This window comes from Scandinavium hiltneri (genome assembly GCF_024764835.1).
GTDB classification, from domain to species: domain Bacteria; phylum Pseudomonadota; class Gammaproteobacteria; order Enterobacterales; family Enterobacteriaceae; genus Scandinavium; species Scandinavium hiltneri.
On record NZ_JALIGE010000075.1, the window covers coordinates 56,344 to 71,020 of the forward strand.

General features: G+C 49.7%; 13 protein-coding genes and 1 pseudogene. 6 read left to right on the forward strand and 8 right to left on the reverse strand.

What is annotated here, in order from left to right; all coding sequences use genetic code 11:
- Positions 1-23: 23 nt before the first annotated feature.
- The 6 genes from MUU47_RS15335 to MUU47_RS15360 all read left to right on the forward strand — a co-directional run bounded on the left by MUU47_RS15335 (position 24) and on the right by MUU47_RS15360 (position 7,019).
- Positions 24-1,541 carry a sugar ABC transporter ATP-binding protein gene (locus MUU47_RS15335; protein WP_258989025.1) on the forward strand — a complete coding sequence of 506 codons (1,518 nt, stop codon included), beginning with the start codon at positions 24-26 and terminating at the stop codon, positions 1,539-1,541.
- A gap of 26 nt (positions 1,542-1,567) precedes the next feature.
- Positions 1,568-2,566: an ABC transporter permease gene (locus MUU47_RS15340; protein WP_258965510.1), complete on the forward strand. Its 999-nt coding sequence runs from the start codon at positions 1,568-1,570 to the stop codon at positions 2,564-2,566.
- Positions 2,567-2,631: 65 nt separating this feature from the next.
- Positions 2,632-3,693 (forward strand): zinc-dependent alcohol dehydrogenase family protein, encoded by a 1,062-nt coding sequence (locus MUU47_RS15345; protein ID WP_258989026.1) that lies wholly within the window; start codon positions 2,632-2,634, stop codon positions 3,691-3,693.
- An 11-nt stretch (positions 3,694-3,704) separates the two neighbouring features.
- Positions 3,705-4,580: an aldose 1-epimerase gene (locus tag MUU47_RS15350; RefSeq protein ID WP_258989027.1), complete on the forward strand. Its 876-nt coding sequence runs from the start codon at positions 3,705-3,707 to the stop codon at positions 4,578-4,580.
- 160 nt (positions 4,581-4,740) lie between these two features.
- The gene (locus tag MUU47_RS15355; protein ID WP_258989028.1) at positions 4,741-6,180 is read left to right on the forward strand and encodes a sugar porter family MFS transporter; all 1,440 of its coding nucleotides are present in this window, start codon (positions 4,741-4,743) and stop codon (positions 6,178-6,180) included.
- The gene (locus MUU47_RS15360; RefSeq protein ID WP_258989029.1) at positions 6,177-7,019 is read left to right on the forward strand and encodes an aldose 1-epimerase; all 843 of its coding nucleotides are present in this window, start codon (positions 6,177-6,179) and stop codon (positions 7,017-7,019) included. The genes MUU47_RS15355 and MUU47_RS15360 overlap by 4 nt, the downstream gene beginning before the upstream one ends.
- 372 nt (positions 7,020-7,391) lie before the next feature.
- Here MUU47_RS15360 and MUU47_RS15365 read toward each other — a convergent pair.
- The 8 genes and pseudogenes from MUU47_RS15365 to MUU47_RS15400 form a co-directional block, all read right to left on the reverse strand.
- Positions 7,392-7,487: pseudogene (locus MUU47_RS15365) on the reverse strand (transposase); the annotation flags it as partial.
- A 115-nt stretch (positions 7,488-7,602) separates the two neighbouring features.
- A complete protein-coding gene (locus tag MUU47_RS15370; RefSeq protein WP_258989032.1) occupies positions 7,603-8,271 on the reverse strand; it encodes a hypothetical protein in 669 nt (222 codons plus the stop codon).
- A gap of 18 nt (positions 8,272-8,289) precedes the next feature.
- Positions 8,290-9,465, reverse strand: a complete 1,176-nt coding sequence (locus MUU47_RS15375) for a hypothetical protein (RefSeq protein ID WP_258989033.1) — start codon at positions 9,463-9,465, stop codon at positions 8,290-8,292.
- Between the two features lie 22 nt (positions 9,466-9,487).
- Positions 9,488-10,090 carry a fimbrial protein gene (locus MUU47_RS15380; protein ID WP_258989034.1) on the reverse strand — a complete coding sequence of 201 codons (603 nt, stop codon included), beginning with the start codon at positions 10,088-10,090 and terminating at the stop codon, positions 9,488-9,490.
- A 12-nt stretch (positions 10,091-10,102) separates the two neighbouring features.
- Entirely contained in the window at positions 10,103-10,783 is a 681-nt protein-coding gene (locus MUU47_RS15385) for a hypothetical protein (protein ID WP_258989035.1), read from the reverse strand.
- A gap of 9 nt (positions 10,784-10,792) precedes the next feature.
- On the reverse strand, positions 10,793-11,320 hold the full coding sequence (locus tag MUU47_RS15390; protein ID WP_258989036.1) for a fimbrial protein: 528 nt from the start codon (positions 11,318-11,320) through the stop codon (positions 10,793-10,795).
- Between the two features lie 25 nt (positions 11,321-11,345).
- Complete coding sequence (locus tag MUU47_RS15395) at positions 11,346-11,960, reverse strand: fimbrial protein (protein WP_258989037.1); 615 nt, start codon at positions 11,958-11,960, stop codon at positions 11,346-11,348.
- Entirely contained in the window at positions 11,951-14,677 is a 2,727-nt protein-coding gene (locus MUU47_RS15400; protein ID WP_258989038.1) for a fimbria/pilus outer membrane usher protein, read from the reverse strand. The genes MUU47_RS15395 and MUU47_RS15400 overlap by 10 nt, the downstream gene beginning before the upstream one ends.

Here is a 14,677-nt window from a genome sequence, read left to right on the forward strand (position 1 = left end):
ATTGTTCAATGGCTGAGGTGCTTATGTTTACGACAACGCAAACAGAAGCTGTACCGGTAGCAAAAGTGGTGGACGGAAATAAGCGTTACCCTGGTGTGGTTGCGCTGGATAACGTCAACTTCACACTGAAGAAAGGCGAAGTGCGTGCTTTACTCGGCAAAAATGGTGCTGGTAAATCAACCCTGATTCGTTTGCTGACAGGCAGCGAGAGCCCGGACAGCGGGGAGATCTGGATTGGTGAAGCTCGGCTGGAAGGCGATGAAGCAACGCTAACCCGTCGCGCTGCCGAGCTGGGGGTGCGAGCAGTCTACCAGGAGCTCAGTCTGGTTGAAGGGCTGACGGTGGCGGAGAATCTCTGCCTGGGGCACTGGCCACGACGCAACGGCATGGTCGATCACATTCGGATGAAAAATGAGGCGCTGCAAAGCCTTCATTCGCTGGGCGTTGAGGTGAGTCCTGACCAACTGGTTTCTTCACTCAGTCCGGCACAAAAACAGCTGGTGGAGATAGCGCGGGTGATGAAGGGCGAGCCGCGAGTGGTCATCCTCGATGAACCGACCAGCTCGCTCGCCAGTGCTGAAGTGGAGCTGGTTATTACCGCAGTGAAGAAAATGTCGGCATTGGGTGTGGCGGTCATCTACGTCAGTCATCGCATGGAGGAGATTCGCCGCATCGCCTCATGTGCCACCATCATGCGTGATGGTCAGGTCGCTGGTGATGTCGTGCTGGACAGTACTCCGACTGGTCATATTGTTTCGATGATGTTGGGCCGCGCGCATGCTTACAGCAGCCCTGTCGAGACCTCAGTAATAAATGGCGAGCCGGTTTTGGAAGTGTTGGGCCTGAGCCAGTCACCGAAACTCGCCGGGATCAACTTTACACTACGTCGCGGCGAAGTGCTTGGTATTGCAGGTCTGCTTGGGGCAGGACGCAGCGAATTGCTTAAAGCCATTGTTGGACTGGATGCCTTTGATAGTGGGGAGATCCGGGTTAACGGCGAAGCCATCAAACGCCCTGATTACGGTGAAATGTTGCGGCGAGGTATCGGGTACACCCCTGAAAACCGCAAAGAAGCAGGAGTAATCCCCTGGCTGGGCGTCGATGAGAATACGGTGATAACCAATCGGCATAAGGTCAGCGTACGCGGCGTGTTGCAGTGGGAGGCTATCCGCCGAGTGACTCATGAGGTGATGGCGCGAATGACGGTCAAGGCTGCCAGCAGTGAAACGCCCATTGGCACACTTTCAGGGGGCAATCAGCAAAAAGTGGTGATCGGACGTTGGGTGTATGCCGGCAGCCAAATCCTGTTGCTCGATGAGCCAACTCGCGGAGTCGATATTGAAGCCAAACAGCAAATCTATCGCATCGTTCGTGAGCTGGCCGCAGAAGGAAAAAGCGTGGTGTTTATCTCCAGTGAAGTGGAGGAGTTACCACTGGTGTGCGACCGCATTTTGCTGTTGCAGCACGGTACATTCACCCGTGAATTTCACTCGCCGGTCAGTGTCGATGCCCTGATGTCCGCCATTCTGACCGTGCACTGATGGCACCCATTCCAAGGAAACTGAATATGTCAGCGTCATCTTTAACGTTGCCGGAAGGCAAAAGCGTATCGTTTAAACAGTTTATGAGCCGCCACATTAACGAAGTGGGGCTGTTGGTAGTGATTGCCATTCTCTATCTGGTGTTTTCCATCAATGCACCCGGCTTTATCTCACTGAATAACCAAATGAATATTCTGCGCGATGCGGCCACCATTGGGATTGCAGCCTGGGCGATGACGCTGATTATCATCGCGGGTGAAATCGATGTCAGTGTTGGCCCCATGGTGGCGTTTGTCTCGGTTTGTCTCGCATTTTTGCTGCAATATCACGTCCCGCTGGGTATTGCCTGCTTGCTGGTGCTGCTCCTCGGCGCGCTAATGGGCACGCTTGCTGGCGTTTTACGCGGCGTGTTTAGTGTTCCGAGTTTTGTGGCCACTCTGGGTTTATGGAGTGCCTTGCGCGGGATGGGGTTATTTATGACCAATGCGCTACCGGTACCTATTGATGAAAGCGACGTGCTGGACTGGTTAGGTGGGCAGTTTCTCGGTCTGCCGGTGTCAGCACTGATCATGATGATTCTGTTTGTGGTCTTCGTTTTTGTCAGTCGTAAAACCGCATTCGGTCGCTCGGTTTTTGCGGTAGGCGGGAATGCGACGGCGGCGCAGCTCTGTGGCATTAACGTCAGACGCATCCGCATCATGATTTTTACCCTCTCCGGGCTGCTTGCTGCTGTCACCGGTATTCTGCTGGCCGCGCGGCTAGGGTCCGGTAATGCCGGCGCAGCTAACGGTCTGGAGTTTGATGTGATTGCTGCTGTGGTTGTGGGGGGAACGGCACTTTCCGGTGGACGTGGCTCGTTGTTCGGCACGCTGCTGGGAGTACTGGTTATCACACTTATTGGCAATGGTCTGGTGCTTATCGGGATTAACTCCTTTTTCCAGCAGGTCGTGCGAGGCGTCATCATTGTGGTGGCGGTACTGGCGAATATTCTGCTGACGCAGCGCAATAGCAAAGTCAAACGCTGAAAGGATCCAACGCCCTGACGCGGAAGCTGCAGGGATGAAAATTCATCATATTAAGAGAGGGATTTATGAAAACTATGCTGGCGGCTTATTTACCAGGCAACTCTACTGTGGACCTGCGGGAGGTGCCCGTCCCTGTGCCGGGTATGAATCAGGTACTGCTCAAAATGAAATCGTCGGGGATCTGTGGCAGCGATGTGCATTATATCTATCATCAGCACCGTGCCACAGCGGCAGCACCCGACAAACCGTTGTATCAGGGTTTTATTAATGGACATGAGCCTTGTGGTCAGGTTGTGGCGTTAGGCCCAGGTTGCCGCCACTTCAAAGAAGGCGAACGCGTGCTGGTTTACCATATTTCCGGCTGTGGTTTTTGTTCAAACTGTCGACGTGGATTTCCTATCTCTTGTACCGGTGAGGGAAAGGCCGCTTACGGCTGGCAGCGCGATGGCGGCCATGCGGAGTATCTGCTGGCAGAAGAGAAAGACTTGATCCGTCTTCCGGAGATGCTCAGCTATGAAGATGGTGCTTTTATCAGCTGTGGTGTGGGTACCGCCTATGAGGGCATTTTGCGCGGCGAAGTTTCTGGCAGCGACAATGTGCTGGTTGTTGGGCTGGGGCCGGTAGGTATGATGGCGATGATGCTGGCGCGTGGACGTGGTGCAAAGCGGGTGATTGGCGTTGATATGCTCCCGGAGCGTCTGGCAATGGCGAAACAATTGGGCGTTATGGATAACGGCTACCTCGCCACAACGGAACGCCTGCCTGAGCTGATCGCAGAAATGACGCGCGGTGGGGCGGACGTGGCACTGGACTGCTCAGGTAATGCTGCGGGACGTTTGCTTGCGCTGCAATCTACAGCAGATTGGGGACGGGTGGTGTATATCGGTGAAACTGGCAAGGTAGAATTTGAGGTTAGCGCCGATCTTATGCATCACCAGCGGAGAATCATTGGTTCCTGGGTGACCAGCCTGTTCCATATGGAAAAATGCGCCCATGACCTGACTGACTGGAAGCTCTGGCCGCGTAATGCGATTACTCACCGTTTTTCTCTGGAGCAGGCGGGTGATGCTTACGCGCTGATGGCGAGCGGTAAATGTGGGAAGGTGGTCATCAATTTTCCGGATTGAGGAGACAACGGATGACGTTATTCAGCTTGAAAAATGGCCCGTTGAGTCTGGAGGTTTCCTCCACCGGTGGGACGATTGAAGGGTTCAGGTCGCGGGATATTCCGCTGTTGCGGCCGGGTAAAAACAATGGTGTAGCAACCGATTCATCCTGTTTCCCTCTGGTGCCTTTTGGCAATCGTGTCAGCGGTAACCGCTTTGTCTGGCAGGGAAAAGAATACACCTTCGAGCCGAATGTTGGTTGGGATGAACACTATTTGCACGGTGATAGCTGGCTGGGTGAGTGGTATTGCGAGGCGCAGTCTGATGATTGTCTGCGTCTTGCATACCATCACCGTCACGGTGTGTATCGCTATCAGGCGACACAGTCGTTTCACCTGACGGATAATTCGCTAAAAGTCACACTTTCAGTGACGAACCACGGAGATGAAACGCTGCCTTTCGGACTCGGCTGGCATCCTTTCTTTCCGCTGGCAGCACAAACTCGGGTACAGGCAAAGGCAAGTGGGTACTGGCTGGAGCGGGAGCAGTGGCTGGTAGGGGCGTATCAGACTGAGCAGCCGCAGGATCTCGATTTCACTCTTCCATCGCCGTTGCCGCGTCACTGGGTTAACAATGGTTATGCAGGCTGGAATGGCGTGGCGCATATTTCACAGCCCCACGATGGCTATGCAATCACGATGGAGACGGATCCGCCTGCACCTTGTTATTTCATTTTTGTATCTGACCCAGACTTTGACGATGGCTACACTTTCGATTTTTTCTGCTTTGAACCCATGAGTCATAGCCCGGATGACCATCATCGTCCTGGCGGCGGAAATCTCACTCCGCTGGCGCCAGGCGAGAGCACTGAGCTGAATATGACACTACGGATTATATCTGCCGAATGAATCCACGATACCTTGCTGCGCAAGGTATCGTTTTTTACTGAACTTCCTTAACTTTATAGCGTGCGGACAGTGTCTGTTTGCGCATTTCGCTTTGTTTAGACTCAGCTCTTTAGTGCGTACCGGGCGAATTTTTCGTCTGGTTAACGAAGGAGCTGAGGGAATGAATAATTCGCAGACAGCAGTAAAAATGGGCTACGTCTGGACTATTTGTCTGGTGGCGGCCTGCGGTGGTCTGTTATTTGGCTACGACTGGGTCGTGATTGGCGGCGCAAAACCCTTCTATGAGGCGTATTTCAATATCACCGATCCGGCGCAGTCTGGCTGGGCGATGAGCTCGGCGCTGACTGGGTGTATTTTCGGGGCGCTGGTTTCGGGTTGGTGTGCGGACAAGTTTGGCCGTCGCCTGCCGCTGATTGCCTCCGCCATTCTGTTCAGTGCCTCGGCCTGGGGCACGGCGATGGCGAGCAACTTCGAACTGTTCGTGGTGTATCGCATCGTCGGTGGGGTCGGGATTGGGCTGGCGTCGGCGCTGAGTCCTTTATATATCGCGGAAGTGAGCCCGGCGGAAAAGCGCGGACGGTTTGTGGCCATCAACCAGCTGACTATCGTAATTGGCGTACTGGCGGCACAGCTGATTAACCTGCTGATTGCTGAACCCGTGGCGGCAGGTGCGACCCAGCAGGCCATCGTGGAAAGCTGGAACGGACAAACGGGATGGCGCTGGATGTTTGGCGCGGAACTGGTTCCGGCGCTGGCGTTTCTGCTGCTGTTGTTTGTGGTACCAGAGTCACCGCGCTGGCTGATGAAAGCCGGAAAAGAGGCCCGTGCACGTCAGACCCTCGAACGTATTGGCTCACCTGCCTACGCCACACAAACTCTACGCGATATTGCGCATACGCTGGCGAAAGACACGCAGCGAGTGTCATTCGCCATGCTGTTGCAGCCCAACATCCGTCCGGTGGTTGTCATGGGAATAGTGCTGGCGGTGTTCCAGCAGTGGTGCGGGATCAACGTCATCTTTAACTATGCGCAGGAAATTTTTGCCTCCGCCGGGTTTGATATCAACGGAACCCTGAAATCAATTGTGGCGACAGGGATAATCAACCTGATATTCACGCTTGCCGCGCTGCCGTTGGTCGACAAAATCGGCCGTCGCAAGTTGATGCAATTGGGTGCCTGTGGACTGACGGTTATCTACATGCTGATCGCCGGAGCCTACGCGCTGGGCATCATGGGCTGGCCAGTGTTGCTACTGGTGCTGGCGGCGATTGCGATTTATGCCCTGACGCTGGCCCCGGTGACCTGGGTACTGTTATCCGAGATTTTCCCCAACCGCGTGCGCGGACTGGCGATGTCGGTCGGCACGCTGGCGCTGTGGATTGCCTGTTTCCTGTTGACCTACACTTTCCCGCTGCTCAATGCCAGCCTGGGGGCGTCCGGCAGTTTCTTGCTGTATGGCATCATCTGTGCCATGGGCTGGGTCTACATTCAACGCACTGTGCCTGAAACCAAAGGGGTCACGCTTGAAGCGTTGGAAGAACAGCTTACCGGGCGACCTGAGCCGACGTCAGCGGTAAAAGTGGGGAGGGAAAACGGATGACGGACAAACTGTGTCTGGAAAACGCGCATCTGCGGATGAGTGTCTCTCCTCAGGGAGGCTGCGTGTTGAGCCTGGATTCGCTTGACCATCAGCAGCCAGTGCTGCGCGCCGGGGAGGGGACATCGCCTGGCGACTGTGGGTTGTTTCCGATGCTGCCGCTGGCGAACAGGGTCGAGGGAAACGGCTTTACGCTCCATGGACGTGGCATTCAACTGCCCGAAAGTCCGGCGGATGCGCAGTTTTTCCTCCATGGCGACGGCTGGCTGGTGCCCTGGCAGATAGCTGAACAGAGTCATGAGCACTGCATTTTACACCTGCGTCAGCGTCATGCCTGCGGTTTTGATTATCAGGCCGAACTGGTTTATCGGTTGCAGGGCAACGCGTTAGAGATTGAACTCACGCTGACGCACTTGGGTGAACACCCCATGCTCTATGGCGGCGGCGTACATCCGTTTTTCCACTTCACGCCGCAGAGCCGGATCCAGTTTGCCGCCAGCGGCTACTGGCCTGAAGGGCCCTCGCATTTGCCTCTCGCCTGGACCGCCGACCTGCCCGCCGCTGCGGATTTCAGCGAAGCGCAATACGGTGCACCGGACTGGCTGAACGTCTGTTATTCCGGCTGGAATGGCAGGGCGACGATATTACATGAGCAGATGACCGTCACGCTTTGTGCCCCGACGAACTGGCTGATGCTGTTCCGGATGCCCGATGAACCGTTTGTGTGTCTGGAACCACAGTCGCATCCGGTCAACGCGCATCGAATGCCGGGGCAGCCCGGTGTCGTGCTGTTAATGCCCAAAGAAACATGGCGATTTTCTACGAGCATCCTCGTAAATTAACCCGAGCGGATGGTCGCAGAAGTCGAGCCGGTCCTTGAGAAGTGGCGTCAAAAGCGGCCCCCTGTAGTGGAAGCCGTTATAGTGCCGCAGTTTAAGGATCGGCTTGTACCAGGTGTGGACTTTGTTGTTTTCTTCGCTACTGATCCCGGGTGATGGCTGCACACTTTTGCGCAATGGCCGTGGTGTCAGCGTTTTGTGCGGCCTGCCGACATTCTTCCATTGGCGACATGGGGGGGGACGTGCTGCCGGTTTGGGTGGTGCATCCCGCGAGTAGCATCCCGCAAATGATCGCTGCTGCTTTGAACATGACTTCTCTCCTTATTTGAAAGGGGACAATAACGTTGAATATGATGTCGATTTCGTTCTGGAAAAGTCGTAACGAACTTTCACCACGACACAATCAAGGTAAACAATGGGACAAAGTGCATCCAGAGGTCGGTTTTGCCACTCCGTTACCTGTTCTTTAACCACATGAGGATGCGCGTAGCGCCTCAGGATTAGGCCTTGATTAGCTGAGCGATGAACAGGGAAAAATGGCACTTTTCGACGAACGTCCGGACAGGTCCGCGTTGTAAGCAAGTGATTACGATCGCCTACCGAATTTCGTCGCTGTATTGGGTAATTTTGCCATGCTATTGTTCATTGTGCCGCCTTGTGGCAGGTAATGCGTCACTTTGGGATTATAATTGGCGAGCCTTTGGTTATTTTTTCCCATAACTGGATGCGATGCTATACCACTGGTCATTAAATATTCGAGAACCTGGACTTTGCCATATGCGCAGGCGTGTAGCGTATTAGGTGATGTCGGGATCCCATTATCCTGTATGCTAATTTGGTTTACTCCTGAACCATAAGCAATGATTTCACGACCCGTCCTGTTAGCCAGCTCCTGGCGCAGGTTAATTGTCGTTCCATTAGGTCCCGGGTAGCGGCCAACATCGGGTGTACAGGCGATAACGATCAATGCGTTTGTGCCCGTATTTCCTGTGATTGTTAAATCCAGTGAGAACTGTTGCCAGATCCTTGGTAAAAGATACTTAGGGGCAAATGGGACAAGCTGAGAGACTATTTTCCCATCTTGTCCAATATACCTTTCCCGCAAACCGAGTTTTGAGTCACCTGAAATAGGATGGTGTGTTGCGTGCAATATTAATGCAGGATGGCATGTGCGTTGATAATTACTGACGTAACCAGAGTAGAGGAATTTTCCACCCGGGTGTGCCTCTATTCCAAATGTTTTATAAAATGTCATGTTATTCTACTTGTTGTATTACTGATAAGTGATGGAGACTGGGATGGTAATAAGGTAACTACCTAATTCCACGGGGGCGTTGGTATCAATTTTTCCTACTTTTAATTTAAAAGCGACATTCTGCGTAATATCGTCGGTATACCAGGCCTGGTCGTGAAAAATGATGGGTTGTTGTGGGTCCGTCCCGCCAGCACTTTTAGTCAATACCGTGTAAGTACCTGTGTCGGTACCCGCTTTAGCAGGAACTGAAAATATTGCACCAATATTTGTATCATCCTCAGTACCAACTAAGTTAGCTTTAATAATATAAGGCTTATTACTGTCAACTATAACATTTGATGCCAGCCCGGCAAAAAGTGTCGTGGCACCAGAGCAGGAAAAAGATACATCTATCGTGCGGGTGAGGAGCGATGAAGTATCCTCCACTGCGGGTAGATCCTGTTCAGTTTTAAATCCCATACTGATCATTTGCTCGGTATCGTAACGACAACTGGCGATATTCGGTAGTGTAGCCACCAGATTGGTCGTGTACTTACCTGTAGTAGGATAGGAGGGGCATCGGCCAGCACTATCGCTTATCTCGGTCGTATAGTTATACACTTTGTTGGTGCTAACAGAATCACCGGGTGTCATATTATTTTGATTAATATAATCGACAAATTTTTTGGTGATGACATAAGTGACCTCACCTTTCACACGACCATCAGTATATCCAGGTGCGTAAAGATCAACCTGCGCACGTTTATCACCTGGAACACTGGATGCGGGATAAGGGCCGCTACTAAGAACATCAGGGATAACGGGGTCGTAAGCCATGGCAATATAGATACCAGGAATGTCGGTGTTATAGAAACTTAATAACTCACCAGAAAGCGGGCTGATAAACCCAGGGATATTCTCCGGTGCAGGTGGGGAAGTCAGGCTAATCTTATGAGAGAGAGGATTATTTGGAGTATGATTGAGCACCTGGTTCATTGCGTAGCTAGTGCTTGTGTATGTATTCTGGCTAATTCTAACCACAGCGTTATTGTCAGCTAACACCAGTGCTTCATAAGGAATGGTGACGCTGGTGTTAATCGTCAAGTTTTCATTGACATTAATGGTATATGCAGGAATTGTGGGGCAGGTCGCGCAGCTCATAAAAGAGAGGCTGTAAAGGCTAGTCAATAGCATGGCGCGGAAATATAAAGACATAACATTTATCCTTATCAAATCGTTAGTTATAGGTGGCATTAATAATGACCGTACTTTCAATCAACCCGGATTGCAGTTGATCATTCTGAGGCGCCAGACGCATATAACTAACGTTAAAATCGCGCTGCTGTTGAAGGTCACGGGTATCAATGGTGTAATTAATAGGTTGTGGCTGGCCGTTATTTTGCAATACGTTTTTCCCTCCCGCTCGGGAATCGACAATAGCAATACCAACCCCTTGCGCGACCTCAAGCCCTGGACTGGCGGTGAGCTCATTTTCAAATGCCGGATAATTTCCTGCCGGGGGTACGACATTACTATTAAAGGTTAATGTCAGCAGCCCACTTGAGTTTGCCAGGTTGCCACAATCTTTTACCACCACAGCAAGATACGCGGTGGATTGCAAAGTGGTACCTCCTGGTTGTAAATTGCGCAATTCAGTGAGATTGGCCGCCGGCAGTCTGACCACATCCGGCGCCTCCAGCACACAACTGCTCATCGTCAACTGGCCATCAAAGTTCAGCGCTATTATTCGTTGGCTATCCGGTAGCGGATCGGCAATGACATCCAAACTGGAAATACCACAGAATAATACGAGGCAATATATTATTTTACGAGATGACATGATTATTTCCCCTTAATAATAAGTGATTGCCAGTTGGACGGGAACGGTATAGCTACCTAACATTACGTAGGAGTTTGCAACCCAGGGAGAAACAGGGATCAATCGAGCCTGCATCGGTAATGAATATACCGGTACGCCACCTTCTGTTCGTTCTGACAATTCCTTTAAATTAAATGCAGCTTCAGTACCTGCCAGGCAATTAGGGTAAGCGCTGCCTGTCACCGGTAATGTCTGCCAGGGTTGCCCCTGTTGTAATGCGAACAGTATCTGTACACCCGTGAGTTGCTTATACCCTGGCGCTATTTCAGGTGTTGATAATGCCGGTTGTGGTGAATAGCTGAGGCAGGTACTTGTACTGCTTTCTACCAGAGAGAGCGTCATCTGTTTACTGGCAGGATCTTCAGGAGCGATATCCTCACAACCTCGGATCTCCAGAGTGAGAGAGCGGTCAATACTTGACTGTTGACCGTTGTTTTCGAGGTCACTGAAATTAATGCTGCCAAAATTAATATTGGCGGCGATATTGTCGATTACTGGAGTGGAAGCCGACGACGCACCAGTGATACTGAAAAGACAGGTATAATTTTTGAGCGTGGCACTAAAGTCCATGACCAGCACATTGGGGGCATTATCAGGTACATTGGCTTGCACATTCAGCGTGAAAATGCCCAGTAAGTATAGAAATCGTTTCATTTTCTCTCCTTAAAAATAGTCAATGTTCAGCCAGGCGACGGCATTAACCTGACCGGCGGAGAGGATACTTGAGTCAGGTGCGCTGAGACGGGCATATAACGTATAATGGGTGCCTGCTGTCGGAGCTATCGGAAAAGCATTCATCGGGAAATAGAGTTCGTTATTGCTGGTATTTTTCATATAGAGTTGCAGTAGCACTCCCTTTGCCCCCCCCGGCGTTTGGGGAATGCCGTCGATTGTTTTGATTTCCACACCACCGGCATCGGTAATGCGTAGACCGGTAATTTGCCGAAATGAATCACTGCAATCGTCTACGATAAGTTCTTTGCCAATTTCAATCCCGCGCCCGGCAATCAGTTCTTCTTTGGTAAAAGATCCAAAGGAAAACTGTAACGTGTCAGTATTAAACTGACAGGTTCCCGCATGAAGTGTATAAGTTATATTCAGCTGCGCATTGATCTGATTAATATCGGCACTGACTGAAGATGAAAACACGCTACTTGCAATAAAGAAAAATAGATAATTATATAATTTCATGATCTTTTCGCCTGTATCGTATTGGCTATTTATAACTCAATGTTAGCCATGCCTGGGCCGATAATTCACCGATAGTCATTGTTGATTTATCATTGACCAGCGGCAACAGCTCTGCACGCAGATAAATACTGGCTTTTGATGGCTCGTTCGGTGCATTGGTAACGTCAAACTCGTAACTTTTATTGGTGTTAGTTTCCATCAATTCACCTACAGTATCGTTCTGGTCACTGAGAAGATACAGACCGATGCCAATGCCTGTCGCATAACCCTGTCCTTGTAAAGGAGCAATAATGGGTGTGCCGTTATAATCGGTCGTTAACGGAGTATTCAGAGTAATGCTCATGATATTCATATCAATATCATTTGCGGTGGAACCGCATTCTGTGGCGATAAACTGAATGTTTTTTTTCGTTTGTGGTGCGTGATTAATTATATCGCTCAGTTGCAGGGTGCCGAAAGGTATTGATAAGCGGTCACTATCAAACTTGCAGGCGCTATTGCCAATCCCTAATGAAATATAAAAATTAATATCAGGACCTTTTACCGGGTCACCATAGGTAGCGGCATAGGCAAAAGGACTGAACAATGCCAAAAGTTGAATCAATAAGCAGTATCGCCATTTTATTGAGATTATCGACATTGTAAACCTCGTATAACAGATATTCCATCAAATGATTCCACGGTATTGTTTTGGTTATAGGTTACCGTGCATTGTTGCCCAGAATCTTTTCCCCAACGTACGGTTAATACACCCTGTGGTTCTGTACCGCGGGTGGTTAATAAACCATTTTGTCCGGCATTACCGACCAGTTGATTTTGTTCATTAAAGACATCTGCACCCAATGGGATAAAATTATCCTGACCTGGTCGTGTGACATAAAAATATCGAGAGGTACGGCTGTCTGTATTAAATTTAACGAGCGTCACGGCACCATCATAAGGCACAACATTTTGTGATGTACTTTCTAATAAGGTATCTGCTTCCATCTGCATTGGATTGATTTCAATAGTGTTATTACGATAAGGTGTTAATGCTGATGTCACGCCATATCCCCAGCGATCAATACGCGCGTGGTTACCCCGATCCACTACGGCACCGGTCGCGCCTTCCGCTTCAACAAGGGCGATAGGGCTCGAAATATTTAAGTCCGGAGCCAGTGTTATCCCACCGCGATGTGCAACAACCCCACCACTCATGGTGACGGAACCTTGTCGGTTATGGTCGTTGTCCATTGAGGCAGACAAACCTAACTGGGTAAATTGAGTATTAAACGTTGAATACCCACCAACAGAATAAATGTTAGCTGGATCTGAATCTGCTAATTTGTTGTAGCTGATGTTAACGCCGTAGTTAGCATCCCAGGTGTCATCTGGTTTTGTGGTCGTTGAGCCAGTCAAACTGGCATTGGTATTACTGTTGTTATCACTGTCCTGACTATAGCTAATATTTGCCATGTCAAAAATGGGCTTTTCTTCCTGCGCCGTATTGCGGCCGAAGGGAATCGAGAAGCTTAAATAAAACTGGGTGTCATTACCGTTATCGTAACCATCTTCTTCTGAACGATAATAGCGTGAAACAGAAATGGAATAGTTTATATCTTTAATGCTATTACTATAACCAATCTGATACTGAAGATCGCTATCTCCGGAACGATTCCAGTAATCCTGAATACTGCCACTGACATACAATGAGCCATAGTCATCAGACAGATTCTGGTTTATGTTAATCTGGAATTTGTTTTTTAACCTATTGAGTTGCGATGTTGAACTTATATGGTCATCATACAAATAGTTCATCGCATCATCTAAGCTGTAATATCCTTTAGTCGAATATCGATAGGCCGCCAGCTGAAAGTTAGTGTCAGTCTCTTCTAGTAATTTGTTATAGCTTACTTTCCAGCTTTCACCGGTATCCCCTTCGGTATCTTCAGTAGAACTGAGATCAGAATGGGTCATATCCAGAGTAAATGCCCCGATATCGGTGTTGATGCCAGCACCAATCAACGAAGCCCAATAATTTTCGCCTCCCTGCAGGCCCGTATAAACCGTTAAGGTATTACTCAAACCATATTGCCATGTCAACTGACCTACAAGCGGATCTTTACTCAGACCGCTGTTATCGTCACCAAACTCGCCAACAGTCAATGAGTAATGACTGATACCTGGGCGCAACAGATCGGAACTGGTGGTGTACGGAATACGAAATGTTTTAACGGTGCCATTGGACTCACGGATTTCAACTTCAATATCTTGTCCAGAATAGACACTTCTGACTGTATTAATTTCAAAAGGGCCTGGCGATACAGTCGTCTGGTAAACAATGTTATTGCCCTGACGTAATGTGACCCTGGCGTTGGTTTCCGCAACACCGTTTACAGTCGGTGCGAAGCCTTGCTGCGAAAGCGGCAGCATTCTTTCATTGGTGTTGAGGGTAAAGCCCCGAACCGAAAACGAGTCGAATAGTTGTCCATCACTGTAGCTCTGACCTAATCTTAAGGTCGAGTTCAGCGCCGGAATATCGCGATCGACGTAAAAGACACCATCATTAACGTCGGTACCTTGTTCATCATCCCAGTTAACATTTCCAGTATAGCGAAAGCGCCAGGCACCCAGGTTAATGCCACTTTGTAAACCAAGCCATGCGTTACTGGACAGGTCGTCATACTCTGTTTCGGCACTGTAAAAGTTCATATCGTATTTTAATAGCCCGGCGGTAATGCCCTCATCCCACAACTCAGGATCGATATAGTCATTATTATCCGGTTTCAAAAATGCCTGCGGGACTGCCAGAAACAGCTTTTGGCTATTGTTATTAAAATTCCAGTGAAACCCAGGCATGATCTTCTGCACTGGCAAACAGAGGGTGTTATCGACTTCACTTTCGTTGAGATCTGGATTAGCAGTGAGTGCTTGCTGTCTGTAATCATCCAGCCAGTCCTCTGTTTTAATCCCTAATTTTTTTAGCAGAATAGGGGTGAAACACGGCGTTCCATTACCCTCTCCCGTTTGGTCTTTAAATTGTACTGCGAGGTGAAATGAGCGATTCTCACTGGAACTGGCTTCGCCTGCATTTACAGTAATATCGATGACATATTCACCTGGAATAACCGGATTACCTTTTTCATAACGTGAAACATCTATATTACCCAGTAAAAAACCGGGAGAGAACTCATATTCAGACTCAACAAGTTTTGATGCCTCTCCTTCAGGTAATGAAACCTGTAAATCTGATTTTTTTCCATCATTCTCGAGTGTGGCGTTTTCCGCAGCCCGGCCATCGAATGAGCAGGCCATCAACGATATGCTGGTCATAAGGTGAAACAGATAACCAGCATTATTTGTATTCCACTTTTTCAC

What these genes read in the sequence shown, in the direction of transcription:
- MUU47_RS15375 (WP_258989033.1), bottom strand. Translation starts at nt 9,465, where the DNA reads ATGTCTTTATATTTCCGCGCCATGCTATTGACTAGCCTTTACAGCCTC.
- MUU47_RS15370 (WP_258989032.1), bottom strand. Translation starts at nt 8,271, where the DNA reads ATGACATTTTATAAAACATTTGGAATAGAGGCACACCCGGGTGGAAAA.
- MUU47_RS15395 (WP_258989037.1), bottom strand. Translation starts at nt 11,960, where the DNA reads ATGTCGATAATCTCAATAAAATGGCGATACTGCTTATTGATTCAACTT.
- MUU47_RS15390 (WP_258989036.1), bottom strand. Translation starts at nt 11,320, where the DNA reads ATGAAATTATATAATTATCTATTTTTCTTTATTGCAAGTAGCGTGTTT.
- MUU47_RS15350 (WP_258989027.1), top strand. Translation starts at nt 3,705, where the DNA reads ATGACGTTATTCAGCTTGAAAAATGGCCCGTTGAGTCTGGAGGTTTCC.
- MUU47_RS15380 (WP_258989034.1), bottom strand. Translation starts at nt 10,090, where the DNA reads ATGTCATCTCGTAAAATAATATATTGCCTCGTATTATTCTGTGGTATT.
- MUU47_RS15355 (WP_258989028.1), top strand. Translation starts at nt 4,741, where the DNA reads ATGAATAATTCGCAGACAGCAGTAAAAATGGGCTACGTCTGGACTATT.
- MUU47_RS15345 (WP_258989026.1), top strand. Translation starts at nt 2,632, where the DNA reads ATGAAAACTATGCTGGCGGCTTATTTACCAGGCAACTCTACTGTGGAC.
- MUU47_RS15340 (WP_258965510.1), top strand. Translation starts at nt 1,568, where the DNA reads ATGTCAGCGTCATCTTTAACGTTGCCGGAAGGCAAAAGCGTATCGTTT.
- MUU47_RS15385 (WP_258989035.1), bottom strand. Translation starts at nt 10,783, where the DNA reads ATGAAACGATTTCTATACTTACTGGGCATTTTCACGCTGAATGTGCAA.
- MUU47_RS15360 (WP_258989029.1), top strand. Translation starts at nt 6,177, where the DNA reads ATGACGGACAAACTGTGTCTGGAAAACGCGCATCTGCGGATGAGTGTC.
- MUU47_RS15335 (WP_258989025.1), top strand. Translation starts at nt 24, where the DNA reads ATGTTTACGACAACGCAAACAGAAGCTGTACCGGTAGCAAAAGTGGTG.